The 26130-nt window shown below is 59.2% G+C and carries 28 protein-coding genes and 4 tRNA genes; 14 read left to right on the forward strand and 18 right to left on the reverse strand.

From position 1 onward, the window contains the following. The 4 genes from ACA068_RS25060 to yacG are packed head-to-tail and all read left to right on the forward strand — an operon-like array spanning position 1 to position 2909. Positions 1–1218 carry a type II secretion system F family protein gene (locus tag ACA068_RS25060; RefSeq protein WP_497305523.1) on the forward strand — a complete coding sequence of 406 codons (1218 nt, stop codon included), beginning with the start codon at positions 1–3 and terminating at the stop codon, positions 1216–1218. A gap of 1 nt (position 1219) precedes the next feature. Continuing rightward, entirely contained in the window at positions 1220–2092 is an 873-nt protein-coding gene (locus tag ACA068_RS25065; RefSeq protein WP_497305525.1) for a prepilin peptidase, read from the forward strand. Continuing rightward, positions 2089–2712 carry a dephospho-CoA kinase gene (gene coaE / locus ACA068_RS25070; RefSeq protein WP_282480270.1) on the forward strand — a complete coding sequence of 208 codons (624 nt, stop codon included), beginning with the start codon at positions 2089–2091 and terminating at the stop codon, positions 2710–2712. Before ACA068_RS25065 ends, coaE begins: the two co-directional genes overlap by 4 nt. Next, positions 2709–2909, forward strand: a complete 201-nt coding sequence (gene yacG, locus ACA068_RS25075) for a DNA gyrase inhibitor YacG (protein ID WP_497305527.1) — start codon at positions 2709–2711, stop codon at positions 2907–2909. Before coaE ends, yacG begins: the two co-directional genes overlap by 4 nt. Positions 2910–2912: 3 nt before the next feature. Here yacG and ACA068_RS25080 read toward each other — a convergent pair whose 3' ends face one another. The 3 genes from ACA068_RS25080 to ACA068_RS25090 all read right to left on the reverse strand — a co-directional run bounded on the left by ACA068_RS25080 (position 2913) and on the right by ACA068_RS25090 (position 4344). Further along, on the reverse strand, positions 2913–3128 hold the full coding sequence (locus tag ACA068_RS25080) for a hypothetical protein (RefSeq protein ID WP_497305529.1): 216 nt from the start codon (positions 3126–3128) through the stop codon (positions 2913–2915). 62 nt (positions 3129–3190) lie between these two features. Continuing rightward, positions 3191–3880: an energy-coupling factor ABC transporter permease gene (locus tag ACA068_RS25085; protein ID WP_497305531.1), complete on the reverse strand. Its 690-nt coding sequence runs from the start codon at positions 3878–3880 to the stop codon at positions 3191–3193. Then, entirely contained in the window at positions 3877–4344 is a 468-nt protein-coding gene (locus tag ACA068_RS25090; RefSeq protein ID WP_497305532.1) for an FAD/FMN-containing dehydrogenase, read from the reverse strand. The genes ACA068_RS25085 and ACA068_RS25090 overlap by 4 nt, the downstream gene beginning before the upstream one ends. Positions 4345–4474: 130 nt before the next feature. Between ACA068_RS25090 and ACA068_RS25095 the strand changes: the two genes are divergently transcribed. The 5 genes from ACA068_RS25095 to ACA068_RS25115 all read left to right on the forward strand — a co-directional run bounded on the left by ACA068_RS25095 (position 4475) and on the right by ACA068_RS25115 (position 7918). Next, a complete protein-coding gene (locus tag ACA068_RS25095; RefSeq protein ID WP_007970534.1) occupies positions 4475–5101 on the forward strand; it encodes a DUF1780 domain-containing protein in 627 nt (208 codons plus the stop codon). Beyond that, positions 5098–5625, forward strand: coding sequence for an MOSC domain-containing protein (locus ACA068_RS25100; protein WP_497305534.1), 528 nt, complete (start codon positions 5098–5100; stop codon positions 5623–5625). Before ACA068_RS25095 ends, ACA068_RS25100 begins: the two co-directional genes overlap by 4 nt. Positions 5626–5676: 51 nt before the next feature. Then, positions 5677–5850 (forward strand): DUF3094 domain-containing protein, encoded by a 174-nt coding sequence (locus ACA068_RS25105; protein WP_497305536.1) that lies wholly within the window; start codon positions 5677–5679, stop codon positions 5848–5850. A gap of 60 nt (positions 5851–5910) precedes the next feature. Continuing rightward, positions 5911–7209, forward strand: coding sequence for an NAD(P)/FAD-dependent oxidoreductase (locus ACA068_RS25110; RefSeq protein ID WP_497305537.1), 1299 nt, complete (start codon positions 5911–5913; stop codon positions 7207–7209). A gap of 313 nt (positions 7210–7522) precedes the next feature. Continuing rightward, positions 7523–7918, forward strand: coding sequence for an HvfA family oxazolone/thioamide-modified RiPP metallophore (locus ACA068_RS25115; protein ID WP_497305538.1), 396 nt, complete (start codon positions 7523–7525; stop codon positions 7916–7918). 163 nt (positions 7919–8081) lie between these two features. Here the strand turns inward: ACA068_RS25115 and ACA068_RS25120 are convergent. The 7 genes from ACA068_RS25120 to rluD all read right to left on the reverse strand — a co-directional run bounded on the left by ACA068_RS25120 (position 8082) and on the right by rluD (position 13175). Beyond that, positions 8082–8158 (reverse strand) — tRNA-Pro (locus tag ACA068_RS25120). A gap of 95 nt (positions 8159–8253) precedes the next feature. Further along, positions 8254–8329 (reverse strand) — tRNA-Lys (locus tag ACA068_RS25125). Between the two features lie 5 nt (positions 8330–8334). Continuing rightward, positions 8335–8411 (reverse strand) — tRNA-Pro (locus tag ACA068_RS25130). Between the two features lie 9 nt (positions 8412–8420). Continuing rightward, a tRNA-Asn gene (locus ACA068_RS25135) sits at positions 8421–8496 on the reverse strand. Between the two features lie 298 nt (positions 8497–8794). Beyond that, complete coding sequence (gene clpB / locus ACA068_RS25140) at positions 8795–11359, reverse strand: ATP-dependent chaperone ClpB (protein ID WP_497305540.1); 2565 nt, start codon at positions 11357–11359, stop codon at positions 8795–8797. Between the two features lie 131 nt (positions 11360–11490). Next, on the reverse strand, positions 11491–12216 hold the full coding sequence (gene pgeF / locus ACA068_RS25145) for a peptidoglycan editing factor PgeF (RefSeq protein WP_497305542.1): 726 nt from the start codon (positions 12214–12216) through the stop codon (positions 11491–11493). Continuing rightward, positions 12213–13175, reverse strand: coding sequence for a 23S rRNA pseudouridine(1911/1915/1917) synthase RluD (gene rluD, locus ACA068_RS25150; RefSeq protein ID WP_007942311.1), 963 nt, complete (start codon positions 13173–13175; stop codon positions 12213–12215). The genes pgeF and rluD overlap by 4 nt, the downstream gene beginning before the upstream one ends. Positions 13176–13326: 151 nt before the next feature. Between rluD and ACA068_RS25155 the strand changes: the two genes are divergently transcribed. The 4 genes from ACA068_RS25155 (at position 13327) to ACA068_RS25170 (ending at position 17615) form a co-directional block, all read left to right on the forward strand. After that, a complete protein-coding gene (locus tag ACA068_RS25155) occupies positions 13327–14349 on the forward strand; it encodes an outer membrane protein assembly factor BamD (RefSeq protein ID WP_497305544.1) in 1023 nt (340 codons plus the stop codon). A 113-nt stretch (positions 14350–14462) separates the two neighbouring features. Beyond that, positions 14463–14696, forward strand: coding sequence for a PP0621 family protein (locus ACA068_RS25160; RefSeq protein WP_497305546.1), 234 nt, complete (start codon positions 14463–14465; stop codon positions 14694–14696). Next, on the forward strand, positions 14686–16272 hold the full coding sequence (locus ACA068_RS25165; protein ID WP_497310662.1) for a sensor histidine kinase: 1587 nt from the start codon (positions 14686–14688) through the stop codon (positions 16270–16272). Before ACA068_RS25160 ends, ACA068_RS25165 begins: the two co-directional genes overlap by 11 nt. Before the next feature lie 2 nt (positions 16273–16274). After that, entirely contained in the window at positions 16275–17615 is a 1341-nt protein-coding gene (locus ACA068_RS25170; protein ID WP_497305548.1) for a sigma-54-dependent transcriptional regulator, read from the forward strand. 130 nt (positions 17616–17745) lie between these two features. Here ACA068_RS25170 and thiO read toward each other — a convergent pair whose 3' ends face one another. Genes thiO through ACA068_RS25205 form a run of 7 tightly spaced genes read right to left on the reverse strand, consistent with a single transcriptional unit; the run spans position 17746 to position 24510 of the window. Then, positions 17746–18846: a glycine oxidase ThiO gene (gene thiO, locus ACA068_RS25175; RefSeq protein ID WP_497305550.1), complete on the reverse strand. Its 1101-nt coding sequence runs from the start codon at positions 18844–18846 to the stop codon at positions 17746–17748. A gap of 57 nt (positions 18847–18903) precedes the next feature. Then, complete coding sequence (locus ACA068_RS25180; RefSeq protein ID WP_497305551.1) at positions 18904–19305, reverse strand: type IV pilin protein; 402 nt, start codon at positions 19303–19305, stop codon at positions 18904–18906. Positions 19306–19319: 14 nt separating this feature from the next. Then, positions 19320–22427, reverse strand: a complete 3108-nt coding sequence (locus tag ACA068_RS25185; protein ID WP_497305553.1) for a pilus assembly protein — start codon at positions 22425–22427, stop codon at positions 19320–19322. Then, entirely contained in the window at positions 22414–22884 is a 471-nt protein-coding gene (locus tag ACA068_RS25190) for a pilus assembly PilX family protein (protein WP_497305555.1), read from the reverse strand. Before ACA068_RS25190 ends, ACA068_RS25185 begins: the two co-directional genes overlap by 14 nt. Next, a complete protein-coding gene (locus tag ACA068_RS25195) occupies positions 22881–23594 on the reverse strand; it encodes a PilW family protein (RefSeq protein ID WP_497305557.1) in 714 nt (237 codons plus the stop codon). The genes ACA068_RS25190 and ACA068_RS25195 overlap by 4 nt, the downstream gene beginning before the upstream one ends. After that, positions 23591–24040: a type IV pilus modification protein PilV gene (gene pilV, locus ACA068_RS25200; protein WP_497305559.1), complete on the reverse strand. Its 450-nt coding sequence runs from the start codon at positions 24038–24040 to the stop codon at positions 23591–23593. Before pilV ends, ACA068_RS25195 begins: the two co-directional genes overlap by 4 nt. Further along, positions 24037–24510 (reverse strand): GspH/FimT family pseudopilin, encoded by a 474-nt coding sequence (locus ACA068_RS25205; protein WP_497305561.1) that lies wholly within the window; start codon positions 24508–24510, stop codon positions 24037–24039. The genes pilV and ACA068_RS25205 overlap by 4 nt, the downstream gene beginning before the upstream one ends. Positions 24511–24641: 131 nt before the next feature. Here ACA068_RS25205 and ACA068_RS25210 point away from each other — a divergent pair, with 131 nt between their 5' ends. Then, complete coding sequence (locus ACA068_RS25210) at positions 24642–25199, forward strand: GspH/FimT family pseudopilin (RefSeq protein WP_497310663.1); 558 nt, start codon at positions 24642–24644, stop codon at positions 25197–25199. Here ACA068_RS25210 and ispH read toward each other — a convergent pair. Further along, on the reverse strand, positions 25168–26115 hold the full coding sequence (ispH, locus tag ACA068_RS25215) for a 4-hydroxy-3-methylbut-2-enyl diphosphate reductase (RefSeq protein ID WP_497305563.1): 948 nt from the start codon (positions 26113–26115) through the stop codon (positions 25168–25170). The two genes, ACA068_RS25210 and ispH, sit on opposite strands and share 32 nt — an antisense overlap. Between the last annotated feature and the right edge of the window lie 15 nt (positions 26116–26130).

Here is a 26130-nt window from a genome sequence, read left to right on the forward strand (position 1 = left end):
ATGGCGGTCAAAGCAGCAAAAATCAGTGTCTACGCCTGGGAAGGAACGGACAGGAAAGGTTCCAGAATGACCGGCGAGTTGAGCGGTCTCAACCCGGCGTTGATCAAGGCTCAGTTGCGCAAGCAGGGGATCAACCCCGGCAAGGTGCGCAAGAAATCCGTCTCGATTTTCAGCTTCGGCAAACGTATCAAGGCTCAGGAAATCGCCCTGTTTACCCGGCAGATGGCAACGATGATGAAAGCCGGTGTGCCTCTGCTGCAATCGTTCGACATCATCGGCGAAGGCTTCGATAACCCGGCCATGCGTAAATTGGTGGACGAGGTGAAACAGGAAGTCGCGGCGGGTAACAGCTTCGCCGCTTCCCTGCGCAAAAAGCCGCAGTATTTCGATGAGCTGTACTGCAACCTCGTAGACGCGGGTGAGCAGGCCGGCGCTCTGGACACTTTGCTGGAACGGGTGGCGACCTATAAGGAAAAGAGCGAAAGCCTCAAGGCCAAGATCAAGAAAGCCATGACCTACCCGCTGGCCGTGGTCTTTGTGGCGATCATTGTCACCGGGATTCTGCTGGTGAAGGTGGTGCCGCAGTTCGAGTCGGTGTTCAAGGGCTTTGGCGCCGAATTGCCGGCCTTCACCGTGATGGTCATCGGCTTGTCGGAGTTCATGCAGGCGTGGTGGTGGATGATGCTCGGCGTGTTGATCGCCGCCCTCTTCGGTGTACGCCACGCGTTCAAAACATCCCAAGGCTTTCGGGACAGGATGGACACCTGGCTGCTGAAACTGCCGCTGATCGGCACGTTGATGTACAAGTCTGCCGTGGCCCGTTACGCCCGCACCCTGTCGACCACGTTCGCCGCCGGCGTGCCACTGGTCGAGGCTCTGGAATCGGTGGCCGGCGCGACCGGCAACATCGTGTTCAAGCGAGCGGTGCTGCGGATCAAGCAGGATGTGTCGACCGGCATGCAGCTCAATTTCTCCATGCGCACCTCGGGCATCTTTCCCAGCATGGCGATTCAGCTGACCGCCATTGGCGAAGAGTCCGGTGCACTGGACGACATGCTCGATAAGGTCGCGAGCTTCTACGAGGATGAAGTGGACAATATGGTCGATAACCTCACCAGCCTGATGGAGCCGTTCATCATGGTGGTGCTGGGTGTTATTGTCGGTGGCCTGGTGGTTGCGATGTACCTGCCCATCTTCCAACTCGGCTCAGCGATCTGACATGCCCTTGAACGAAATCCTGAACCTCTATCCGCTGGCGTTCGTGGTCATCGCCCTGGCGGTCGGCCTGCTGATCGGCAGCTTTCTCAACGTGGTGGTCTGGCGCCTGCCGAAAATGCTCGACCGCGAATGGCGGCTGCAAGCCCATGACGTGTTGGGCGTACCACCCGAGGCGCCGGGCCCGGCCTACAACCTGATACTGCCTCATTCCCACTGCCCGCAGTGCGACCATCGAATCCGCGCCTGGGAAAACATTCCGCTGCTCAGTTATCTGTTTCTACGAGGGCGATGCTCGAACTGCACCACGCCGATCAGCAAGCGCTATCCATTGACCGAATTGGCCTGCGGATTGATCTCGGCGTTTATCGCCTGGCATTTCGGCTTCGGCTGGCAGGCCTGCATGGTGCTGGTGCTGACCTGGGGCTTGCTGGCCATGAGTCTGATCGACGCCGAGCACCAACTGCTGCCGGATGTGTTGGTGCTGCCGCTGCTGTGGCTGGGGTTGATCGTCAACAGCTTCGGGTTGTTCGTGTCATTGCATGAAGCGTTGTGGGGCGCAGTGGCCGGTTACATGACGTTGTGGTCAGTGTTCTGGCTGTTCAAGCTGCTCACCGGCAAGGACGGCATCGGCCATGGCGATTTCAAGTTACTGGCCCTGCTCGGGGCCTGGGGCGGCTGGCAGATACTGCCGCTGACCCTCCTCCTGTCATCGCTCGTGGGCGCCATCAGCGGGGTGATTTTGCTGCGACTGCGCAACGCGAAAACCTCGACACCGATCCCCTTCGGACCCTTTCTGGCAATTGCCGGCTGGATTGCCTTGCTCTGGGGTGGTCAAATAACCGGCTTCTATTGGCAGTTTGTCGGTTTGAAATGAATACCCCTGTGGAAAAACCCTGGATTCTGGGCCTGACCGGCGGCATCGGCAGCGGCAAAAGCGCGGCTGCCCAGCACTTCATCGACCTGGGCGTGCACGTAGTGGACGCCGATCACGCAGCCCGTTGGGTCGTGGAGCCGGGACGCCCGGCGCTGGCGAAGATCGCTGAACATTTCGGCCCCGGCGTGTTGCAAGCCGACGGACAACTGGACCGCGCGGCGTTGCGCAAACTGATCTTCGAGGTGCCGGAGGAGCGCCGCTGGCTCGAAGCGTTGTTGCATCCGCTGATCGCCAAGGAAATCGCCGATCACCTGGCCAAGGCACAATCGCCTTACGCGATTCTGGTTTCGCCATTGCTGATCGAGTCCGGGCAGTACGCAATGACCCAGCGGGTGCTGGTGATCGACGCCCCGGAACAGCTACAGATCGAACGCACCTTGCAGCGTGACCAGACCAGCGAGCAACAGGTCCAGGCGATCCTCAAGGCGCAATCCAGCCGCCAGGACCGCGTGAGCCACGCCGACGATGTGGTGGTCAACGACCGCGACCTCGCCTGGCTGCACAGCGAGGTCGAACGCCTGCATCACTTTTACCTTACTTTGCGTGGAGGCCAGTCATGAGCCAGATCCCAATCGTCGAATGCCCAACTTGCGGCGCCCCCGTTGAATTTAGCCCGGAGAGCAAATTCCGGCCGTTCTGTTCGGACCGTTGCAAACTGATCGACCTGGGCGCCTGGGCGTCGGAAGAACACAAGATTCCGGTCAGCCCGGACGCCGAAGACGATATGTTCAGCGAAGACTTCGAACCGCGTCACTGACACTCAAGGCCGCATAAAGCCGTAGTCCTGGTCTTCATCGAGGTTTTCCGCGAGAAAACGCAACTCGTCGGCCAGGTCTTCGGCGCTGCGCACTGTCTTGCTCTGCTGCACCACCGCGCTGAGCAAGGCGCGCAGGCTCAATCCCGGATCAAACCCCACTTCCTGCGCGCTATCCAGGCTCTGACGCAACTCCTGCCTTGCCCATTCGTACACACTCATTTCGATGCTCCTGAGGTTTTGTGGAGCATGAAAGCGTCAGCGTTTTATCGATTTGATGTGGATCAAGACTTGGGGTCGTCGTCTTTCCAGGGTGCCGAAAGGTAGCGTGTGCGATTGAAGGTCTCCAGCCATTCCGGGCTGAACACGACCAGCGCGCTGACAATCATGCCGTTGATGAAGGCTTCCGGAAAAATCAGCAGCCACAGATAACCGACAAAATCTTCCAGCCAATACGGCATCTCGAAACGTTCGTTGAACCACAACAGCCACAGCGCCAGCAATAGACACAGCAGGGCTGACAGCGCCGCTGCGAAGAAGCCGGACACGAAGATATACACAAAGGGATTACGCGGCTGCGCGCGCTCGACCAGGAGGGCACAGCACTCGGTCACCAGCACCGGCAGCACAATCAGCAGTGCCCCGTTTACCCCGACGGCCGCCAGGTCCTGACGCCCGAGCAGCACCAGCCCGCATTGCGCCACCAAGGCGCCGACGATCGCCAGCGGCCAGTCCAGCAGCAACGTCACGGCCGTCATGCCAATGAAGTGATACGACACGCCCGTATCGAAATCACGTCGGACCAGCCACAGCATGAACAGCGCGAACACCGTGCCAAACAGCAAATGCTGACGGCGGCTGTCGGTGAACAGCTCAACCCACGGCACACGCCAGATGGCCCAGAGCAGCACGGGCACATAAATCAGCCAGCCGACTGTCAGCGTTTGCAGGGACAGCAGCTCGGCACCGATCATGGTCGAACCTTCTCCAGCGCCTCATGCAGCTGCGCAGCCGTGGCATATTCGTGTTGCGCAACCAATTGACCGTCTTTGAGTTGCAGCCACAGCACTTTATCCACAGCCCCGGGATAGCGCGGCGCCACACGGCCCTCTCGGTCCAGCATGACCCGGTAGGCATAATCGCGCATGGCCGGAACGGCAAACATCTTCGCGATCAGCCGTGGCATGCGCTGGATGTCCGCTAAAAACACGACGTGTCGCGCCTCCAGATAACCCTTGGGCTGGCCTTGCAGCGCAGCGTCAACCAGTTTCGCGGCGTCCATGCTTCGCGCCACCAGCAGCGTCTGAGTCTGATTATCGAGCGTGTAGGCCTGGTCGAACTGATCGAGCAAGGTCCAGGGCGCCAGTCGCTCGCCCACCTCCAGTGCATGGGCCCATAAGGGCAGAAGACTCAACAGTAACACCGGCCAATATTTCACGTTAACCCCCCTTGTCAGATCAATTACCCATACTGGCCATCAGTCTACACCGCCCGTTCCGACTGCCCAGTGACGTCCTTTGCCGGTAAACGCTTTCAGCTTGTCGCATTTGAACGCTAAGCTTGGGCCTATGGATGACTCAGATTATTTACGCCTGCTGACCATCGCGGCCGAGCAAGCCAACGCCTTTCTGTCCAATGCCCGCAAATGGGAGCGTGAGCGTTGGGTCTGCCAACGCCTGCTGCAAGGCCTGAACATTCCCTATCGCGCCGACGAGTTCGCCCCTGCCGGGGAGCCGCCGGACGTACTGTTTCGTGACGCCAGCTTCGAGGTGTTTTTCGTCCTCGACGAAGGCCGGCGCCTCAATGACGAATGGCGCGATGAACTGCAACGCCGGCGCAGCGCGTTTTCCCTAAGCCAGCTCGTGCGTCGCGAGGCCAAGCCCCGGCGCATTCCCGCCAATGAATTCCTGCTGAGACTGGCGCCGACCTTGCGTAAAAAAGCCCACAACTACAAAGAGCGCGGCATGGACCTGGGGGAGCTGGACATCATCGCCTTCGCCAGCCTCAAGCGTGAAGTGCTCGACCTCAACAGCCATTTCCCGCCGCCGACCGAATACCTGCGTCAGGGATGGCGATCACTGTCGCTGGTCGGCCCGACCTTCGCCCGAGTGCTGTTCGCCCACCCGGACGCCCCGGATTTCCTGCGCAGTAACCTTGGCCGCAGCATCGTTTTCGACGTCGGGATCAGCCTGTGAGCCCGTTGCAGGCATTAATCGCCGAAGTCCCACAAATGGGCCGCGTGCGCTGGATCGGCGTGCGCCCGGAACCTCACGTGCCGATGATCGAACTGGATGCCGTGGAGGCACGACTTGAAGCCGGCCTGACCGGCGACCGAGCCCGCCCCGGTGTACGTAACGCACGGCAAGTGACACTGATTCAATGGGAGCACCTGCCGGTAATCAGCTCGCTGATGGGCCGCCCGCACGACCAACCGGTCTTGCCTGAAGAGTTGCGGCGCAACCTCGTTATCAGCGGTATCAACCTGTTCAGCCTCAAGGGTCGTCGTTTCCGCATCGGCCAGGCCATTTTCGAAACCACCGGCTGGTGCCAGCCTTGCGCGCGCCTGCAGAACAACCTGGGCCCCGGGACGTTTCAGGCCGTTCGCGGACATGGCGGAATCACAGCCCGAGTGCTACAAGGTGGAATCATTCGCCTGGACGACAGGGTGAGCGTCGAGCCCATCCCCGACAGCGGCTATGCTCCGTTCAACGTTCGTTAATCAGCCTGTAGCTTCTACACCTTCAGCAACGTCTACCTGACGAGGCCCAATATGACCAGCCACCTGAACCCCGACGACCAGAAGCATGTCGAAGAGTACCTGCACCTGTCCCAGCACCGAGTCGAGCGCCGGCCTTTCCGGCCGTGGATGCTCCTGGTGGTGGTGTTGGCAGTGACCATTGGTTTAGGCCTGTTGAGCCGATTTATCAGTTACCTGACGCTATGAGCAGCTTCGCGCTCGCTCGGGTAATTGCACCGATTTCTTTTAGCCTTGCGAGATATCCCTATGACTCATCGTATTGTCATCGTTGGCGGCGGCGCCGGCGGTCTGGAGTTGGCTACCCGTCTGGGTAAGACTCTGGGCAAACGTGGCACGGCCAGTGTGATGCTGGTCGACGCGAACCTGACCCACATCTGGAAGCCGTTGTTGCACGAAGTGGCGGCCGGGTCGCTGAACTCTTCCGAAGACGAACTCAACTATGTTGCCCAGGCGAAATGGAACCACTTCGAGTTCCAGCTGGGGCGCATGAGCGGGCTCGATCGCGAACAGAAGAAAATCCAGCTGGCCGCCACCTACGACGAGGCAGGCCTGGAACTGGTGCCGGCGCGTGAAGTGGCTTACGACTCGCTGGTGATTGCCGTCGGCAGTACCACCAACGATTTCGGTACGCAGGGCGCGGCGCAGCATTGCCTGTTTCTCGACACCCGCAAGCAGGCCGAGCGTTTCCATCAGCAACTGCTCAATCACTACCTGCGCGCTCATGCCGGGCAGACCGACAAGGTCGAGCAGATCAGCGTCGCCATCGTCGGCGCGGGTGCCACCGGTGTCGAACTGGCCGCAGAACTGCACAACGCCGCCCACGAACTGGCGGCTTATGGCCTGGACCGGATCAAACCGGAAAACATGCACATCACCCTGATCGAAGCCGGCCCACGGGTGTTGCCAGCCCTGCCGGAGCGCATCGGCGGGCCTGTGCATAAAACCCTGGAGAAACTCGGGGTCAATGTGATGACCAATGCCGCCGTCAGCGAAGTGACCGCTGACAGCTTGATCACCGCCGACGGCAAAGTGATCAGCGCGAGCCTGAAAGTCTGGGCCGCCGGTATTCGTGCACCAGGTTTCCTCAAGGACATCGATGGCCTGGAAACCAACCGCATCAACCAACTGCAAGTGCTGCCGACCCTGCAAACCACCCGCGACGAAAACATCTTCGCCTTCGGTGACTGCGCGGCCTGCCCGCAACCAGGCACCGACCGCAACGTACCGCCGCGCGCCCAGGCTGCGCACCAGCAGGCTTCGTTGCTGGCCAAATCGCTGAAACTGCGGATCGAAGGCAAGGCGTTGCCGGAGTACAAGTACACCGACTACGGCTCGCTGATCTCGCTGTCACGTTTTTCGGCTGTGGGTAACTTGATGGGCAACCTGACCGGTAGCGTGATGCTCGAAGGCTGGCTGGCGCGGATGTTTTACGTGTCGCTGTATCGCATGCACCAGATGGCGCTGTATGGCGCGTTTCGCACGGCGATGCTGATGCTCGGTAGCAAAATCGGGCGCGGGACTGAGCCGCGACTCAAACTGCACTAACCCCCCTGTGGGAGCGAGCCTGCTCGCGATAGCGGCGTTACATTCAGCTTATCTATTGAACGTAAATGCCAATCGCGAGCAGGCTCGCTCCCACATTTGCTCTCCATCGATCTGTAGATCTGTGTCTCACTGTATCTCCCCCCGCAATTCCACCCCTTCGCTTACAAACGCCCCCATGCGCGACACAGTAGCGATACACCCCGCCCTTTAAATGGCCACATCCGAGCAAGGCAACTCGCCCGCTACGGTTATCGCCGCACTCACGTGGCGTCCTTTATCGAACGGTTGTGTCGTACAACCCTGGAGTATTGAAATGTCCCGTACTAAAAACACTATTAGTCTGCTCGGCGCTGTTCTGGCCGGTGGCATGATGTTGTCCGGTTCCGTATTCGCCTCGCAGCCTCTGACTCAGGGCTACCTGCTGGCCTCGGCCGAACAGGTGGTAAAAACCCCTGAAGGCAAATGTGGCGAAGGCAAGTGTGGCGATGCGTCGATGGCGAAGACCGATACCGATGGCGACGGCAAGGTATCCCGCGCCGAATTCCAGAAAGTCGCGCCAAAGTCCAACTTCGACAAGATCGACACCAACTATGACGGCTTCATCGACGAGCAAGAGGCTTACGACAACGTAAAAGCCAACTTCGAAGCCAATGGCAAGAAAATGCCAAAAGGTCTGTTCGAACATTTGAAAGACCAAGACGGCGCCTAAGCCTTCAGGAATCAAAACCGCGCTTTTACTTGGGGAAGCGCGGTTTTTTTTCGTCTGGCGATTTACACCTGGAAGCGCTGCCCAGGAGTTATACGATGACTGAAGCGTTGTTTTTCGAAACCAAAAAAAATCCCCGTATCTTTCGATACGAGGATTTTTAATATGGTCGGGGTAAGGGGATTCGAACTCCTGACATCCTGCTCCCAAAGCAGGCGCGCTACCGGACTGCGCTATACCCCGGTAAAAAAAAGGCACCCGTTAAAGGCGCCTTCTGCGAACAGAGCTTTTGGCGTCTGATCTTAAGATCTGATTCCAGCGTTAACTGGTTTCAAAAATGGTGGGTCGTGTGGGATTCGAACCTACGACCAATTGGTTAAAAGCCAACTGCTCTACCAACTGAGCTAACGACCCAAAAATGGTCGGGGTAAGGGGATTCGAACTCCTGACATCCTGCTCCCAAAGCAGGCGCGCTACCGGACTGCGCTATACCCCGGTTTGAAATTGGCTCCGTGACCAGGACTCGAACCTGGGACCCAATGATTAACAGTCATTTGCTCTACCGACTGAGCTATCACGGAACTACATATTTCAATTTACAACTGTGAAGCTTGCTTCACCTCTTCGACCCGTTCGCATCGCTGCGTTCGTGTGTCTGAGGCGCGCTATTCTACAATCTTAAGCACCTCTGTCAACCCCTTAAATTGCATTCAAGTTAATGATTTGCAACTTATTTCAGATTTCTGCTTGGGGAGCAGAAACCCTTACGGGTGACTTGCTGCGGGGCGCACTTTACAAGCCTTTTCCTTTCAGTTCAACAACCTGACGAAAAAAAGGCCTCGCGATGCGAGGCCTTGTTTATTTCACTGTCGTGGCGGGTCAGGCAAATACGATTTCGTCGTTCTCCACCGTGCCGACAGCCGTGTCGCCTGGCATGAAACGACCGGACAAAATCAGCTGCGCCAACGGGTTCTCGATCCAGCGCTGAATCGCTCGTTTGAGCGGCCGTGCGCCATACACCGGGTCGTAACCCACCGCGATCAGCTTGTCCATGGCCTCTGGACTCAGCTCCAGTTTCAACTCGCGCTCAGTCAGACGACTGCGCAGTCGACCCAACTGGATCTCGGTAATGCCCGCGATCTGATCCCGCGCCAATGGCTCGAAGATCACCACTTCGTCGACCCGGTTAATGAACTCCGGCCGGAAGTGCGTGGAAATCGCATCCATCACCGCCGCACGCTGCGCTTCGCGATCACCGACCAGTTCCTGGATCTGTACCGAGCCCAGGTTGGAGGTCATGACAATCACGGTATTTTTGAAATCCACCGTGCGGCCATGACTGTCGGTCAGTCGGCCATCTTCCAGTACTTGCAGCAAGATGTTGAACACATCCGGGTGGGCCTTCTCGACCTCGTCCAGGAGGATCACCGAGTAAGGCTTGCGACGCACCGCCTCGGTCAGGTAACCGCCCTCTTCATAGCCCACGTAGCCCGGTGGCGCACCAATCAGTCGGGCCACGGAATGTTTCTCCATGAACTCGGACATGTCGATCCGCACCATCGCCTCTTCCGTATCAAAGAGGAACTCGGCCAGCGCCTTGCACAGCTCGGTTTTACCGACACCGGTCGGGCCGAGGAACATGAACGAACCGCTCGGGCGATTCGGGTCGGACAACCCGGCACGGGAACGCCGCACCGCGTTGGAAACGGCAATCACCGCTTCGTCCTGGCCGATCACACGTTGGTGCAACAGGCTTTCCATCTTCATCAGCTTGTCGCGCTCGCCTTCGAGCATTTTCGACACCGGAATACCGGTCCACTTGGAGACGACTTCGGCGATCTCTTCTTCGGTCACCTTGCTGCGCAGTAACTGGTTTTCGCTTTTACCGTGCTGATCGACCATTTGCAGGCTTCGTTCCAGGTCCGGGATGATCCCGTACTGCAACTCGGCCATACGGTTCAAGTCGCCTTTGCGGCGCGCGGCTTCCAGCTCCTGACGGGACTGTTCGATTTTCTGCTGGATCTGCGCAGAACCCTGTACTTCGGCTTTTTCCGAATTCCAGATTTCTTCGAGGTCCGAGTACTCACGCTCAAGGCGGACGATTTCTTCCTTGAGTTTTTCCAGACGTTTTATCGCGGCTTCGTCGCTTTCTTTTTTCAGCGCCTGGGATTCCACCTTCAGCTGAATAAGACGGCGCTCCAGACGATCCAGGACTTCCGGCTTGGAGTCGATCTCCATGCGGATGCGGCTAGCCGCTTCGTCGATCAGGTCGATAGCCTTGTCCGGCAGCTGACGGTCAGTAATGTAGCGATGGCTGAGCTTGGCGGCAGCGATGATGGCGCCGTCGGTGATCGCGACTTTGTGGTGAACCTCATAACGCTCTTTGAGGCCACGCAGAATCGCGATGGTGTCTTCTTCGCTCGGCTCGTCCACCAGGACCTTCTGGAAGCGCCGTTCGAGGGCCGCATCCTTCTCTATATATTGGCGGTACTCGTTGAGTGTCGTCGCGCCAACGCAGTGCAGTTCACCGCGCGCCAACGCAGGCTTGAGCATGTTGCCCGCGTCCATCGAGCCTTCGCCTTTGCCGGCGCCAACCATGGTGTGCAGTTCGTCGATGAACAGAATGATCTGCCCTTCCTGCTTCGACAGCTCGTTGAGCAGCGATTTCAGGCGCTCTTCGAACTCTCCGCGGTACTTGGCACCGGCAATCAGCGCCCCCATATCCAGGGACAACAGGCGTTTGCCCTTCAGACCATCCGGCACTTCACCGTTGATGATGCGCTGGGCCAGGCCTTCGGCGATGGCGGTTTTACCCACGCCAGGCTCACCGATCAGCACGGGGTTGTTCTTGGTGCGGCGCTGCAGCACCTGAATGGTCCGGCGAATTTCGTCGTCACGGCCGATCACCGGATCAAGCTTGCCTTCTTCGGCACGCTTGGTCAGGTCGACGGTGTACTTGTCCAGCGCCTGACGAGACTCTTCGTGGTTGGCGTCATTGACTGCTTCGCCGCCGCGCAGATTATTGATCGCGTTTTCCAGAGCCTTTTTGCTCACACCCTGGCCGAGCAGCAACTTGCCGAGCTTGCTGTTCTCGTCCATGGCAGCGAGCAGCACCAGTTCGCTGGAGATGAACTGATCGCCCTTCTGCTGGGCCAGGCGATCGGCCTGGTTGAGCAGGCGCGCCAAGTCTTGCGACATGTTCACGTCGCCGGTCGGGTTCTGGATTTTCGGCAGCTGGTCGAGCTCTTTGGTCAGCTCTTTACGCAGGCTGTTGACGTCGAAACCGACCTGCATCAGCAGGGGTTTGATCGAACCACCCTGCTGTTCGAGCATGGCTTGCATCAAATGCGCGGGTTCAATGCCGGGATGGTCAAGGCCGACTGCCAGCGATTGGGCGTCGGATAGAGCTAACTGCAACTTGCTGGTTAAACGATCTATACGCATGGGTCACCTTCCTTTTGAGCAGGCCGGACCTATAAAAACATCCTGAATGAAGAAACCTGCCAGATACCTCATTAGATGTGGTCGATTCTGGGAGATTCAAGCGTCGTACAGTTGATGTAGATCAGAGAAGTCTAGCGTTCGAGCCAGATCAGGGAGGCAAACCGACCCGTTTGAGGATTACGGCGGTAAGAAAAGAAGCGAGGATCGGTTACGGTGCAGAAACCGCCACCATACACAGCGGTGACACCGCGTACAGCCAGGCGCAAACGCGCCAGCTCGTAGATGTCGGCCATGAACTTGCCGTCATTCTGGCTCGGGACAAAGGCTTTGGCGGCTTCGGACAATTGTTCGACGAAGGTTTCGCGTACTTCGGGGCCGACTTCAAAGGCTTGCGGGCCAATGGCCGGGCCGAGCCAGACCAGCACGTCTTCTGGTGGCACATCGAGGCTATCGAGGGTGGCTTCGAGCACACCCGCCGCCAACCCACGCCAACCGGCATGGGCCGCTGCAACGCGAGTGCCCGCACGGTCGCAAAACAAGGCCGGCAGGCAATCGGCGGTCATTGCCGCGCAGGCAATACCAGGTGTTGCGGTCCAACTTGCGTCGGCAGTGGCCACAAGGCTTGGATCGGCTTGAGCCACGACAACGCCGTGAACCTGCTTTAACCAGGCCGGCCGAATAGAGAAATGATCGGTGAGGCGACGGCGGTTTTCGGCAACCGCTTCGGGGCTGTCGTCGACGTGATCGCCAAGGTTGAGGCTGTCGAACGGCGCCAGACTGACGCCGCCCGCACGGGTGGTTACACAGGCTTTCACCCCGGCAGGCGCAGGCCAGTCGGGAATCAGCCAGTCACTCATCCGATGAACGCCTCACGGTCTTGCTTGAGCAGGGTCAGCAACCAGACGAAATCGTCCGGCAGTGGCGATTCCCAGCTCATGCGTTTTCCGGTGGTCGGGTGATCCAGCTCCAGGAACCGCGCATGCAGGGCCTGACGCGGGAATGCCTTCAACGATTCGACCATGGTCACACTGGCTGCCGGTGGAATGCGGAAGCGACCACCGTAGGCAGGGTCTCCGACCAACGGGTAGTTGATGTGAGCCATGTGCACGCGAATCTGGTGAGTACGACCGGTTTCCAGCTTCACCCGCACGTGAGTGTGGGAGCGGAAACGCTCGAGCACGCGGTAATGGCTGACGGCTTGCTTGCCCCCTTCCATCACGGCCATGCGCTGGCGTTGCTGGCCGTGACGACCGATCGGCGCATTGATCTTGCCGCCGGCCGTCACCACACCGATCACGATGCATTCGTAGATCCGGCTTACGCTGCGGCTCTGCAGTTGCGTGACAAGCTGTGTCTGCGCCTGAATGGTCTTGGCCACCACCATCAGACCGGTGGTGTCCTTGTCCAGGCGATGCACGATACCGGCGCGGGGCACATTGATGATGTCCGGCACGTGGTGCAGCAAGGCGTTGAGCAAGGTGCCGTCAGCGTGACCGGCGGCAGGATGCACCACCAGGCCCGCCGGTTTGTTGATCACCAGGATGTCGTCGTCTTCATAGACGATGTCCAGCTCGATGTCTTGAGCGATCCATTCGCCCTGAGCTTCCTGCTCGGCAGTCAGTTCAAGAATGGCGCCACCATGAACGATGTCTCGCGGGCGGATAACCGCCCCATCCACAGTCAGGCGGCCGTCTTTGATCCAGGCGGAAAGGCGCGAGCGCGAGTGCTCAGCGAATAATTGTGCGGCGACTTGATCGAGGCGTTGGCCGCCCAATTCGGACGGCACCTCTGCGCGAAGTTCAATTTTATCGGACATGCTCAGACTAGGCGTCGGCACAGCCTTTGGTTTCGGCTGCGCGCTTGTGGTTAAATACGGCGTCTTTTGCCCCGAGGCTATTCAACGGGGCGCTCATCATAACAGGACGGCCCCGCCCAAGACAGCGGCCGTCATAGGGACGCAAGCCGCCATGCAAGTGAAACACCTGCTGCTGATCGCCATCCTCGCATTGACCGCTGCTTGCTCATCGAAGGAAGTCGTAGACGAAAACCTTAGCGAAGTCGAGCTGTACCAGCAGGCTCAGACCGACCTGGACAACAATAGCTACACCGCCGCCACAGCCAAGCTGAAGGCGCTGGAGTCGCGTTATCCGTTCGGGCGCTACGCTGATCAGGCTCAACTCGAGCTCATTTACGCCAACTACAAAAACGCCGAGCCTGAGGCTGCCAAGTCTGCCGCCGAGCGTTTCATTCGTTTGCACCCTCAGCATCCGAACGTGGACTATGCCTACTACCTCAAGGGTCTGACCTCTTTCGACCAGGACGTCGGCCTCTTGTCGCGCTTCCTGCCGTTGGACATGACCAAGCGTGACCCGGGTGCTGCCCGCGACTCCTACAACGAGTTCGCCCAGCTGACCAGCCGCTTCCCGAACAGCCGCTACTCGCCGGACGCCAAGCAGCGCATGATTTACCTGCGCAACCTGCTGGCGGCCTACGAGATTCACGTTGCCGACTACTACCTGACCCGTCAGGCCTATGTCGCCGCCGCGAACCGTGGCCGTTACGTGGTGGAAAACTTCCAGGAAACCCCTTCGGTTGGTGACGGCCTGGCGGTGATGACAGAGGCCTACCAGCGTCTGCACCTGGACGACCTGGCAGCCACCAGCCTTGAAACCCTGAAGCTCAACTACCCGAACCATCCAACCCTGGTGGACGGTCAGTTCAAGCCTTCGGTCGACGAAGCCGACAACCGTTCGTGGTTGAGCAAGGCTACTCTGGGCCTGATCGAATCCCGTCCACCGCTGCCGCCGGGCGAAACCCGCGCCAACCAGGACGTGCAGAAGCAGTTCCAGGATGCCAAGGACGCGATTCCAAGCGATCTCAAGCCTAAAGATGCAGATGGCGACGTGATCGAAGAAGAGGAACACGAAGCGCAAGGCAACAACGAAGACCGCTCGTGGTTCAGCTACATGACCTTCGGCGTGTTCGACTGACACATCGGGTTATGCAAAAAGGGAGACTCTTGAGTCTCCCTTTTTTATTGCGCTGTGCGCAGGTCTGGTCCTTGGCTAAACTGCCTGCTCATTAGCCAATAAAGCAGCTCACCATGCTTCGTTTACTGTTCTGGATCGCCCTGATTGCCGCTGCGGTATGGTTCTGGCGCAAGTTCAAGGCTTCGACTTCCGCGCCCAGGTCCTCCGCCGAGCTGGATGCCGCGCCAATGGTCCGCTGCGCGCATTGCGGCGTACACCTGCCCCGCGATCGCGCGCTGAACCTTCAACAACAATGGTATTGCAGCCAGGCTCACCTTGAGCAAGGCCCGGGCTCAAGTGATCGCTGAGACGTCCAGTCCCGGCGGCAAACAGGCCCAGCGACTGCTGCGCCTTTATCATCTCTACCGTTTAAGCGTCGGCATTACTCTGGTGCTGTTGATCTCCAGCAACATGGACAACCAGTTGCTGGCCTTCGCCAAGGACGACCTGCTGCGCAGTGGCAGCTGGTTGTACCTGGTGCTGAACATCCTGCTGGTGGTCTTTTGGGAGAGCACCCGACGGCCGGCACAGCTTTTCAGCCTCGCATTGGTCGATGTCCTGCTGCTGTGCGGCCTGTTCTATGCCGCGGGCGGCGTGGCCAGCGCCATCGGCAACCTGCTTATTGTCTCGGTGGCCATCAGCAACACCCTGTTGCGCGGGCGTATCGGCTTGTTGATCGCGGCGGTCGCCGCCCTTGGCATCGTCGGCCTTGGCCTCCTCCTTAGCTTCAGTCACCCGATCAGTCCCGGCGAGTACCTGCAAGTCGGCACTCTCGGCGCGCTGTGTTTTGCCGCGGCGTTGCTGGTGCAAGGTCTGATAAGGCGACTGGAAGTCAGCGAAAACCTCGCCGAACAGCGAGCCAATGAAGTGGTTGGCCTGGAAGCGCTCAACGCGTTGATCCTGCACCGCATGCGCACGGGCATTCTGGTGCTGGACGACCAGCGACGGGTACAACTGGCCAATCACAGCGCCTTGATCCTGCTGGGGCAAAACGACCTCGATGGTCAGTTGGTCGACGATTATTCGCCGACACTGGTCGAACGCCTTCAGCTGTGGTTCAACAATCCATCGCTGCGACCGCAAAGCCTGAAAATCGCCAGCAGTGGTGTGGAACTGCAACCCAGCTTCATTGCCCTGGACCAAGGCCCGAACCACCAGACCCTGGTGTTTCTCGAGGACCTCGCCCAGATCGCTCAACAGGCGCAGCAACTGAAGCTCGCCGCACTCGGTCGCCTGACAGCCGGTATCGCCCATGAAATCCGCAATCCACTGGGCGCCGTTAGTCATGCCGCGCAGCTATTACAGGAATCCGAGGAACTGAACGGCGCGGATCGGCGTCTGACACAGATTATTCAAGACCACTCTCAGCGAATGAATCGGGTTATCGAAAACGTCCTGCAACTGTCCCGCCGCCAGCAAACCGTGTCGCAACGGCTTGATCTGAAGCCGTGGCTGGAGCATTTCGTCGCCGAAACCCGTGAAGGCGCGACCGATCGCCAGTTGATTCACCTGCACATCGGCCCGGGCGACTTCAAAACCCTGATGGACCCGAATCAGCTGACCCAGATTCTCGACAATCTGTTGCGCAACGCCTGGCGCCATAGCGCCATGAGTCACGACCTGGCGCAGGTCTGGCTCGAGTTGTTTGTCGAGCCCGACAGCCAGTTGCCGACACTCGAAGTCCGGGACAACGGCCCCGGCGTGGCGCCGGACCAACAGACGCATTTGTTCGAACCATTCTTCACCACCAGTAGCCAGGGCACAGGCCTGGGGCTTTATCTGTCCCGTGAGCTGTGCGAAAGCAACCAGGCCCGCCTAGACTTCAAACCACGCCAAGGCGGCTGCTTTCGCATCACTTTTGCTCACGGACGGAAACAAAGTTGAACATGAGCCCACGGCCAAAAGTCCTGATAGTTGACGACGAACCGGATATCCGCGAACTCCTGGAAATCACCCTGGGACGGATGAAACTCGATACCTACAGTGCCCGCAACCTTGGCGAAGCCCAGGCCTTGTTGATGCGGGAAACATTCGACCTGTGCCTGACCGACATGCGACTGCCTGACGGCACCGGCCTTGAGTTGGTGCAGTACATCCAGCAGCGTTACCCACACGTGCCGGTGGCGATGATCACCGCTTACGGCAGCCTCGAAACAGCGATCAACGCCCTCAAGGCGGGGGCTTTCGACTTCCTGACCAAGCCGGTTGACCTGACGCGCCTGCGCGAACTGGTCACCAGCGCCCTTAGCTTGCCGGCACCGGGTGGTGCCAGTACGGCCATCGATCGCCGGTTGTTGGGCGATTCACAGCCCATGCGCAACCTGCGCAAACAAATCGACAAACTTGCCCGCAGTCAGGCCCCGGTGTACATCAGCGGCGAATCCGGCAGCGGCAAGGAACTGGTCGCCCGACTGATCCACGAGCAGGGCCCGCGGGCTAATCAACCGTTCGTCCCGGTCAACTGCGGGGCGATTCCATCGGAGTTGATGGAAAGCGAATTCTTCGGTCATCGCAAAGGCAGTTTCAGCGGCGCCATCGAAGACAAACCCGGGCTGTTCCAGGCCGCCCACGGCGGCACACTGTTTCTCGACGAAGTGGCCGATTTACCCTTGGCGATGCAGGTCAAACTGCTCCGGGCCATTCAGGAGAAAGCCATTCGCAGTGTCGGCGGTCAGCAAGAAATGGTGGTCGATGTCCGCATCCTTTGCGCCACCCACAAAGACCTCGACGCCGAAGTCACCGCCGAACGCTTTCGCCAGGATTTGTACTATCGGCTGAACGTGATCGAACTACGCGTTCCCTCTTTGCGCGAGCGCCGCGACGACATCGAGCCGCTGGCCAGCCATGTGCTCAAGCGCCTGGCGGCCGGCAGCGGTCAACCCGCCGCAAAACTCCACCCGCTCGCCCTCGACGCGCTGAAGAGCTACCGTTTCCCAGGTAACGTGCGGGAATTGGAGAACGTGCTGGAACGAGCTTATACCCTGTGCGAGAACAAACAGATCGAAGCCAGTGACCTGCGATTGGCCGAAGGTAACTGCACAGCAGAGAGCGGCGTGCCGGACCTGACGCAGATCGACAACCTGGAAGATTATCTGGAAAACGTCGAACGCAAACTCATCCTCCAGGCTCTGGAGGAAACCCGCTGGAACCGCACGGCGGCGGCTCAGCGGTTGAATCTTTCATTCAGGTCGATGCGCTATCGGCTCAAGAAATTGGGTCTGGATTGAAGGCCCCTTCGCGGGCAAGCCTCGCTCCTACAAGTTTGAGTCGATCAATACATTTGTGAACGACGCAAATCCCCTGTAGGAGCGAGGCTTGCCCGCGAAAGCGATCTGGCAGGCAATAAAAATCTTGCCGTCAGATCCGCCCGGTCGGCGCATACGGCGCCGGATCAATAATCGGCGCCCTGCCCAACATCACATCCACAAACAACTGACACGACGCCGGCGCCAGCACCAGCCCATTACGGTAATGCCCGCAATTGAGCCAAAGTCCGTCGAACCCCGGCACCCGGCCAATATAGGGAATTCCCTCCGGCGACCCCGGACGCAATCCGGCCCAATGCCCCACCACTTCGGCATCCGCCAGCGCAGGAATCAACTCTACCGCTGATGCTTTCAGACTCTCCAGCGCCGAGCCGGTCGGCGTCTTGTCGTAGCCTTCATGCTCCAGCGTGCTACCAATCAGAATGTGCCCGTCGCGCCGGGGAATCGCATAACGTCCCTTGGCCAGCACCATACTCGGCAGGAAGTCTGCCGCGCACTTGTACAGAATCATCTGCCCTTTGACCGGTTCGACTGGCAATTCAAGGTCCAGACTCTTGAGCAAGTCGCCACTCCAGGCGCCAGCCGTCAGGACCACCTGATCACCGTGGACGAGGCCCTCCGAAGTCTGTACGCCGACAACCCTGTCGCCTTCACGAATAAACCCGCTGACTTCGCACTGCTCACGAATCGTCACGTTCGGCAGCGCCAGCAACGCTGCCTTGAGGGACTTTACCAGCCGCGGATTACGCACGTTGGCCACATCAGCCATATAGATCGCCCGGGAAAAACCGGGGCCCAGCACCGGGACGGCATCGTGTGCCGCCGAGATATCCACAGCCCGCAACGGACGGTTTTCCCGCGCAGCCCAGGCCAACGCCTCGGCCTCGTCATCCAGATCCAGCCAGTACAGGCCGGTGGTATGCACTTCAGGATCAACCCCGGTCGCGGCGAACAGTCGCTCACCAAGTTGCGGATAAAAATCCTGGGACCAATGCGCCAGCGCGGTGACTGCCGGGCTGTAGCGCCATGGATAGAGCGGCGAAACGATGCCGCCACCGGCCCATGACGACTCCTGCCCCACACTCGAACGATCCAGCAACACAACACTTTGCACTTCGGACGCGAGATTGAACGCCGTCAACAGCCCAATCACGCCGCCGCCGACAATCACCACTTGCTGTTGCCTGCTCATGTTCTGATCCAACCGATAAATAGACAGAGGGCGCTAAAAGGCGCCCGAAAAAGGAACTCAGCGACCCCAGCAATCTTTGGTTACCAGCCCGGACGTCGCATTGACCATGCTTCTGACACCGGTGTTGGTGAGGGTGAAATCCCCGCACTTGTCGGTCGCCATCGCAGCGCCGGTCTTACGCGTTGCCGTCAGCAGGAAGGTCTGATCGTTCAGCGTCGGGGTGATGGTGTAGAAGTCGTTGCCGGCGCTCAGTCCGGTGGCAGCGGTATAGACATTGTTCTTCGAGTAGAACCGCTCAAGAATCTGCGCCTGTTCTGAAAGCAGCCCGGCCACTTCGGTACGGCGGCCCTTTTTCACGTACTCGCTGAGGCTCGGGGCGCCAATGGTAATGACGATCCCGATGATCGCAATCACGATCATGATTTCGATCAGGGTGAAACCTCGGTTGGATCTGCGCATTCCTAAACTCTCACTTACTGTATTTGTCGCCACATGATGCGACGGCTGCCGCCACCGGATTTTTCCACCAGGGTGCTGATGCCGCCACTGGAATCGTTCACGATCTTGCGGGTCGCGCCGTTGACGATGGCGTTCAGGGTCGGGATGCCACCGGTGAAAATCACTCCGCTGGACACCGTATCCGTGCTGTCGACCGTCCCGTCGTTGTTGGTGTCAAGCACCGCGTAGTTGAGCATCTTACCGCTGAACGCATCCAGCTCGACCAGTTTGCCGGTACCGAAACTGGCACATGGGTCGGTGGTGTCCACACTCGCCGTGGTAAAGACGATCCGCCCCAGCACCAGACTGGCCTGATTGATCACCCTCTCACCCGTCAGCACGCTGTTGTACACCAGCGGCAGGTACCAGCCCTTCTCCCCCGGATAGGTCACGTCATTCTGGCTGGTGGTGATGAATTGCCCGGTGCTGCCCGAGAACACACCGGTCACCGCTTGAGCCTGCAAACTGGACACGGTGATCTGACCCGCGCCGCCCTCCGCATCCCACACCGCGTAGAACGCCTGCAAATCCTTGTTGGTTTTGTCGGCAGTCTCGTTGAATTTGCCGGTGCCGAAAAACACTTCCTTGCCGCCCAATGAATTGTCCGCCAGCAACGGCTGCACAGTAATGGGCTGGGTGGCGCCACCCGCCGTGGTAAACAGCGGCTTGCCGGAGAATGCCACACCCCAGGTGTCGGGGGCGGTAGCGCTCAAATCGAACTTCCATAATCGCCCTTTCAAGTCGCCACCATAGGCTGCCTGCACCACATTCTGCGAGTTGACCCTGAGCTTCACCGACGACAGGCCATTGCTGGTGTCGGTGCTGTCGACCACGATTTTCTTGATCAACGAGCCGTCACGAATGTCCACCACGTACAACGCCGCCACCCCGGTGTTGCTGCCATAACCGTTGGAAATGAACGCGGCCCAGCGACCGTCGGCCAAGCGTGCCACTTCCGGCCGTGCATAGGCATAACCCAGGTCATTGAAAACGTTCGCCGTGCTGGCGGTGGCCGGCGCACTGATTTCCCACAGCGCCTTGGTCACGTTACCCGCTGACGCATCGAACAGCTGCAACGCATAAAAAGTCCTGCCGCCGGCCCCGGTTCCGCCAATGGCCAGGGTTTTCCAGGCGCTGCTGAACTGGGCATCGAACACCCCGACCTGACCGTCGACCAGAAACTTGTGGCTCACACCGTTGATGTAGGTCGGGTCGGCGATGTAGCGCAGCGATGGCAACACGCTGGACGGCATATAGCCATAACGCCGGGTGCCATTGGCCGAGTTGATGACATTCACAAACCCGTCGTTGGCATTCACCACCAGGCTGGGACTCATGGTGGCGGCTTTGGTGGTCAGGTAGGTGCTGTAGGTGGTGTCGCCCACCAGATCGGAGGCGGTTTTGTCCGCGGGTGAAGCCAGTACGAGGGGGGAATTGATAATGTCCCCGAGCAGCACGCTGCGCACCTTGAGCCCGGTTTTGTTGGTGCCCTTGCTCCACTCCACCAGATCACTGCCGTTGATGCCGGTGGGCAGGCTTCGGCTGAGGGAGGTCTGCTGCGCCGGGGAGAAACTGGCATAGGCCAAGGTGACGGCGGCGTTGGTCAGGGTGTTCCAGGACTGGTAAGTAGGCGCTGTGGCACCGGGAACGACGGTGGTATCGGTCGTCCAGAGTGTCGCCGCAGTGTTGACGATGCCCGCCGAGGTGAAACCGAAGGACTTGATGGTGCCGCGCCAGTCTTTCGGGTCATAACTGGTCTGGAAGTAACTTGAATTGCTGGCCAGAGTGGTGCCGCTGGTGACGCCGCTACCACCGGAACCGGCCTTGGAGGTGATGTCGCTCAGCGCCGAGGACAATGCACTGTTGAGCCCTACGCTGTCGGTCGCCTGATAGTACTTGCCCTGCCCGTAATTGGCCGCGTCCGACAACATCTGGTTCGCGGCGGTAAAGCCCACGGTGTAGGTGTTCAAGTTCTGCTTGGGAAAATCCGCCGCATTCCAGCTTTTGCCTGCCAGATCGGTTCCTGTGGAGCGCATGTCGATGTCAAAGGCAAACTTGGCGATGTCATCCAGATACAGCGTGTCGCCCTCTCCGTCACCGCTCAGGTTGTCACCATCGTTATTCACACCATCCCAGTTGGGCAGACGAGAGCCACCGAGCGGATCGGTAGTCGAAAAAGTCCGGTCATAGGTCGGCAAGCCATCGGTAATTACCACACCGTAGTTTTTCTGACAGCGGTATTGAATCGGGCTGGTGTAAGTCGCAGGCGTCGAGTTATAGAACGGCGCCAACCCCCGAAAATAACGATTTATTTCATAGTAGGTTTCCGCCAATGGGGTATTGGCTATTGCATTCAAACCACCAATCGATGAAATCAGGTTGTCGAAGTTGGTTTGCGCCTGGCCTTGGGTGACGCTGCCGACAGGAGACAGATCACTGACAGCACGGACAATTAATCCGCCGGGGCCGGAGTTGCTGCTCGTGGGAGGATTGAACGTCGCCAGCCCGATACGCAGCGCGCGATTACTGGTTACAAGATCTGTGGAAACGTCCTTCGCAACGTTCATTCGGAATTCATTGGGGATCGCCCCGGTACCACTGGTGAAATCCCTGCTCGAACCATTGGCCAAGCCCACCAGATAAGACAGATAGTCAGCCGTATAACGAGTGTTTTCATTGCCCACCGGGTCGGGCAGCTTCAAACAGATCGATGACAGTCCCAAAAAACCACGATAGAAACCGTACCAGTTGCCGTTCGTCGAACAACCGCCGCGATTCAGACTCGACAACAAAATATTGTTATCACTCATGTCCAGATTCTGGCCGTTCAAACATGACCCGTTGGAATTGCAAATCGCAATCTGCGCACGGTTGACCGTTGGATCGAAACCAGGCGCCCAAATGATGTTGTTCATGCTCCCCGAGTCGTCGATCAGCAGCATGACGTTCGGTGCGACGGCTGCGGCGCTCAACAGCGGAGAGTCCGACGGTGTGAAGGCATACGCCGGTGCGGACAGGTAAAGCCCCAGAACAACGCCGCTAAACAGCCGCCACACGCCGCCGCGCCTTTCAATACTTCGCATAAATACTCTCCACGACGCTGCGCGAGTTGCCCGCGATGCCGACGGCGGTCACCCGGTAAAGCGTCGCCGAGGTGTTGCTCGGCACATTCACGGCGTTGACCGCGGTGCCGATATTCTGCACCCCGTAAAAGCCCTTGCCCGAGGCGATCCAGGTCACGCCGGGGGTGGAACCGGGGCCGGCGGCGGTGACCGTCAACGCGTCCGACGGTGGTGCGCACTGGCTGCAGACCGGCAATGAATAGCTGTCCAGCTGTACCGCGCTTTCACCTACGCGTAACGCCGCTTCGGCGCCCTGGAACGACTGGTTGCGCAAGCTCACGCTGCCGGCCATTTTTTCCTGCAGCGTGGCGTTCTGCATCGACGAAAGACCAATCAGCGTCAGCAACAGCAGAAACACCAGGCTGACCAGCAGTGCCATACCTCGCTGGGCATGAAAAGTCATGGAGGCCTCCCTCATGGCAACCTGTTGCGCAAGGCGGCAACCACGGTGAAGGTTTGATTTTTAACCCGACTGCTCGGATCAAAGAGCGTCATCGTCAGGCGCACGCTGCGAATTCGCGCGGGGTCGGACGGGTTAGCGCTGTAGCTGGAAGCGGCTACATCAGTGGCGGAATTGGCGAGGCCGAAGAGCACGCTGAAGGCACTGACGTTATCGACCAGCACGAACTGCGCCGGCGTGCCGGGACCGGAGCCCATCATGATTTTGTTATTGCTGAAGCTGTAGATCAGCCGCCGGATCGGAAACGCCAACTGCCCCGATGTCAGAGCCGGTGGATTTGTATAAGCCGTCGCCGTGTTTCGACAATCGGAAACCACTGTCCAGGCGGGCGCCCCGCCACCCGCTCCCACATCGGCGGTCACCAGGGTCAATTTGAGGTTGGCATTATCCCAGCTGATCGGTGTTATCTGACTGACAGCGAAGCTCCCCCCCGTACTTGAATCGGCGATCGTCCCCAGGCAGCCAAACATGCCGACCATACGGACTTCCTGAATCATCTTGCTCAGCACAAAACGCGCATCCTCCTGCATGGCGGCGGCGGCGTTCTGGCTGAGGTAGGTATTCTTGGCAGCGATGAAAATCTGCACCACACCCAGCACCACAATCAGGCTCAACGCGAGGGCGATCAACAACTCGATCAGCCCGAAACCTCTGCTGAACCGCCTCATGGTGTTGCCACCGGGTCGACCGTGGCGCGACTGGTCAAGACAAAGCTGCGGCGCGAGTTGGTGACATTGGCGGCGCGCGAGTCATCCCAGGTGATGGTGATGGTGTACACCCGCTGGTTCAGCGTGACGGTGCCGGTGGCCGTCGCACCGCCGAAATTCACGATATTGGTGGTGAAATCGTAGAGGTCCTGATCGCGGGCGACGTTCAGGTTGCCCGACGTCGGAGGCGTCACGGTGTAGTCGGCGCCGGAATTGGCGCGGATACGGTCCATCATGTCGTAGGCGATAAAACTCGCCTGGCTGGTCATCCGCGAACTGTCAGTGTATTTCAGCGCATTGAGCTGAATCGCCGCCGCGCCCAACAGCCCCACGGTCAGAATCACCAACGCGACCAGTACCTCGATCAGCGTCATGCCCTCCTGTGCATGTTTGCTCCGTTCCCTCATCCGCAACTTCCACCCAATAGAATTCGTCCGTTCAGGCACACATTCAGCGTCCTGCTTTGCGTCCCAAGCACGTAGCTGATCACCACAGGCGTGGACGGAGCCGACAAACCACCCAAATTGTTGAAATCGATGGCGGTCACTCCTGAGGGTAGCGTCAGACTCGCGCCGCTGCTCAGCGCTGGAACAACCCGCAATACATTGGCCGGTGTGCCAGTACTGTCATAAACCGCCAAGTCACCGGTCCAGACGCCACCAACTGCGGTCGGACGAACCCGGATGGAGACGCCGCGGTCGATGGCCTCAAGTCGTGCGAAATTGAGTCCGCGTTGTAAGTCACCAATTTCGGTGTCTGCCTTGGTGCCTTGCACCGATCGGGTAAACGCCGGCACGGCCAGGGTGATCAGGATCAAAAATACCGAGAGCGAGACCAGCAGCTCGATCAGCGTGAAACCTTTTGTACGATGATCCATCGGTGCCCTCCGTTGCCGTCGGCTATACCTGCTTCTACACGCTAGAACATTCGACCGACCGGCGTGCGGTTGATTTGCCATTACTCGCGCATGGATTGCGCGGGCCGCAGCACTCCACGGAGGGAGATGACATGCATCAGCGAGGTTTCAGCCTGATCGAACTGCTCATGGGACTGACAATTGCCGGGATTGTTCTGCTGTTGGTCAGTCCGGCGTTCGCGGCCCTTACAGAATCGAATCATCGTGAGGAGGCGGCGAAGTCTCTTGCCAGTGGTATTCGCAGCGCCAGGAGCGAAGCACTCGCGCGCAATCAAACCATCGTCATTCATGGCATCAACGACGACTGGGGTCAGGGCTGGCGCATCATTCTGGATATCAGCGGCAAAGGGCCAGAGGACAGCAGCAACCCGCTGCTGATTGAACGCGTGAGTGGTGCTCGGGTGCCGATTGTTGGCAATTGGCCGGTCAGGCGATACATCCGTTTCAGCCGTATCGGCGAACCACAGATGCCTGGCCGGGCGTTTCAAGCGGGGACGCTGCACTTTTGCACTGCCCGCGAACCGATCAGCCAGCTCCAGGTAGTGCTGGCCGCGACCGGGCGCGTCAGCCTGCGCAGCGATAAGGCTGAGCAGGCGCTGTGTCCAGGAGGGAAAAAAATTAAAGCAGGGAGCGCACGCGCAACTCTTTAGGCATGGAGAACGTGATGTTCTCCTCGCGACCCGCCAATTCATCGGCCCCGGTAGCACCCCAGGCCTGCAACTGCTGGATCACGCCACGCACCAGCACCTCCGGCGCGGAGGCGCCAGCGGTGATGCCGATACGCTCGACACCGTCGAACCAGCTCTTTTGCAGGTCTTCGGCGCCGTCGATCAGGTAGGCCGGGGTGGCCATGCGCTCGGCGAGTTCACGCAAGCGGTTGGAGTTGGAGCTGTTCGGGCTGCCAACCACCAATACCACGTCGCATTCGTCGGCCAGTTGCTTGACGGCGTCCTGACGGTTTTGCGTGGCGTAGCAGATGTCGTCCTTACGCGGACCACCGATCGCCGGGAAGCGTGCACGCAGGGCGTCGATCACACGGCTGGTGTCGTCCATGGACAGCGTGGTCTGGGTCACGAACGCCAGTTTGTCGGGATTGACCACCTGCAACGAGGCGACGTCTTTCTCGTCTTCGACCAGATAGATCGCGCCACCATTGCTGCCATCGTACTGGCCCATGGTGCCTTCGACTTCCGGGTGGCCGGCGTGGCCAATGAGAATGCACTCACGGCCGTCGCGGCTGTAACGCGCGACTTCGATGTGCACCTTGGTCACCAGCGGGCAGGTCGCGTCGAACACCTTGAGGCCACGGCCGGCGGCCTCAGTACGCACAGCCTGGGAAACGCCGTGGGCACTGAAGATCACGATGACGTCGTCCGGCACCTGCTCCAGTTCTTCAACGAAGATCGCCCCGCGAGCACGCAGGTCCTCGACGACGAATTTGTTGTGGACCACTTCGTGGCGCACATAGATCGGCGGCCCGAAGACTTCCAGGGCGCGGTTGACGATTTCGATCGCCCGGTCCACACCGGCGCAGAAGCCACGGGGGTTGGCGAGTTTGATTTGCATACTGTGCCTCGTGTC

Source organism: Pseudomonas sp. LBUM1660 (genome assembly GCF_059695935.1).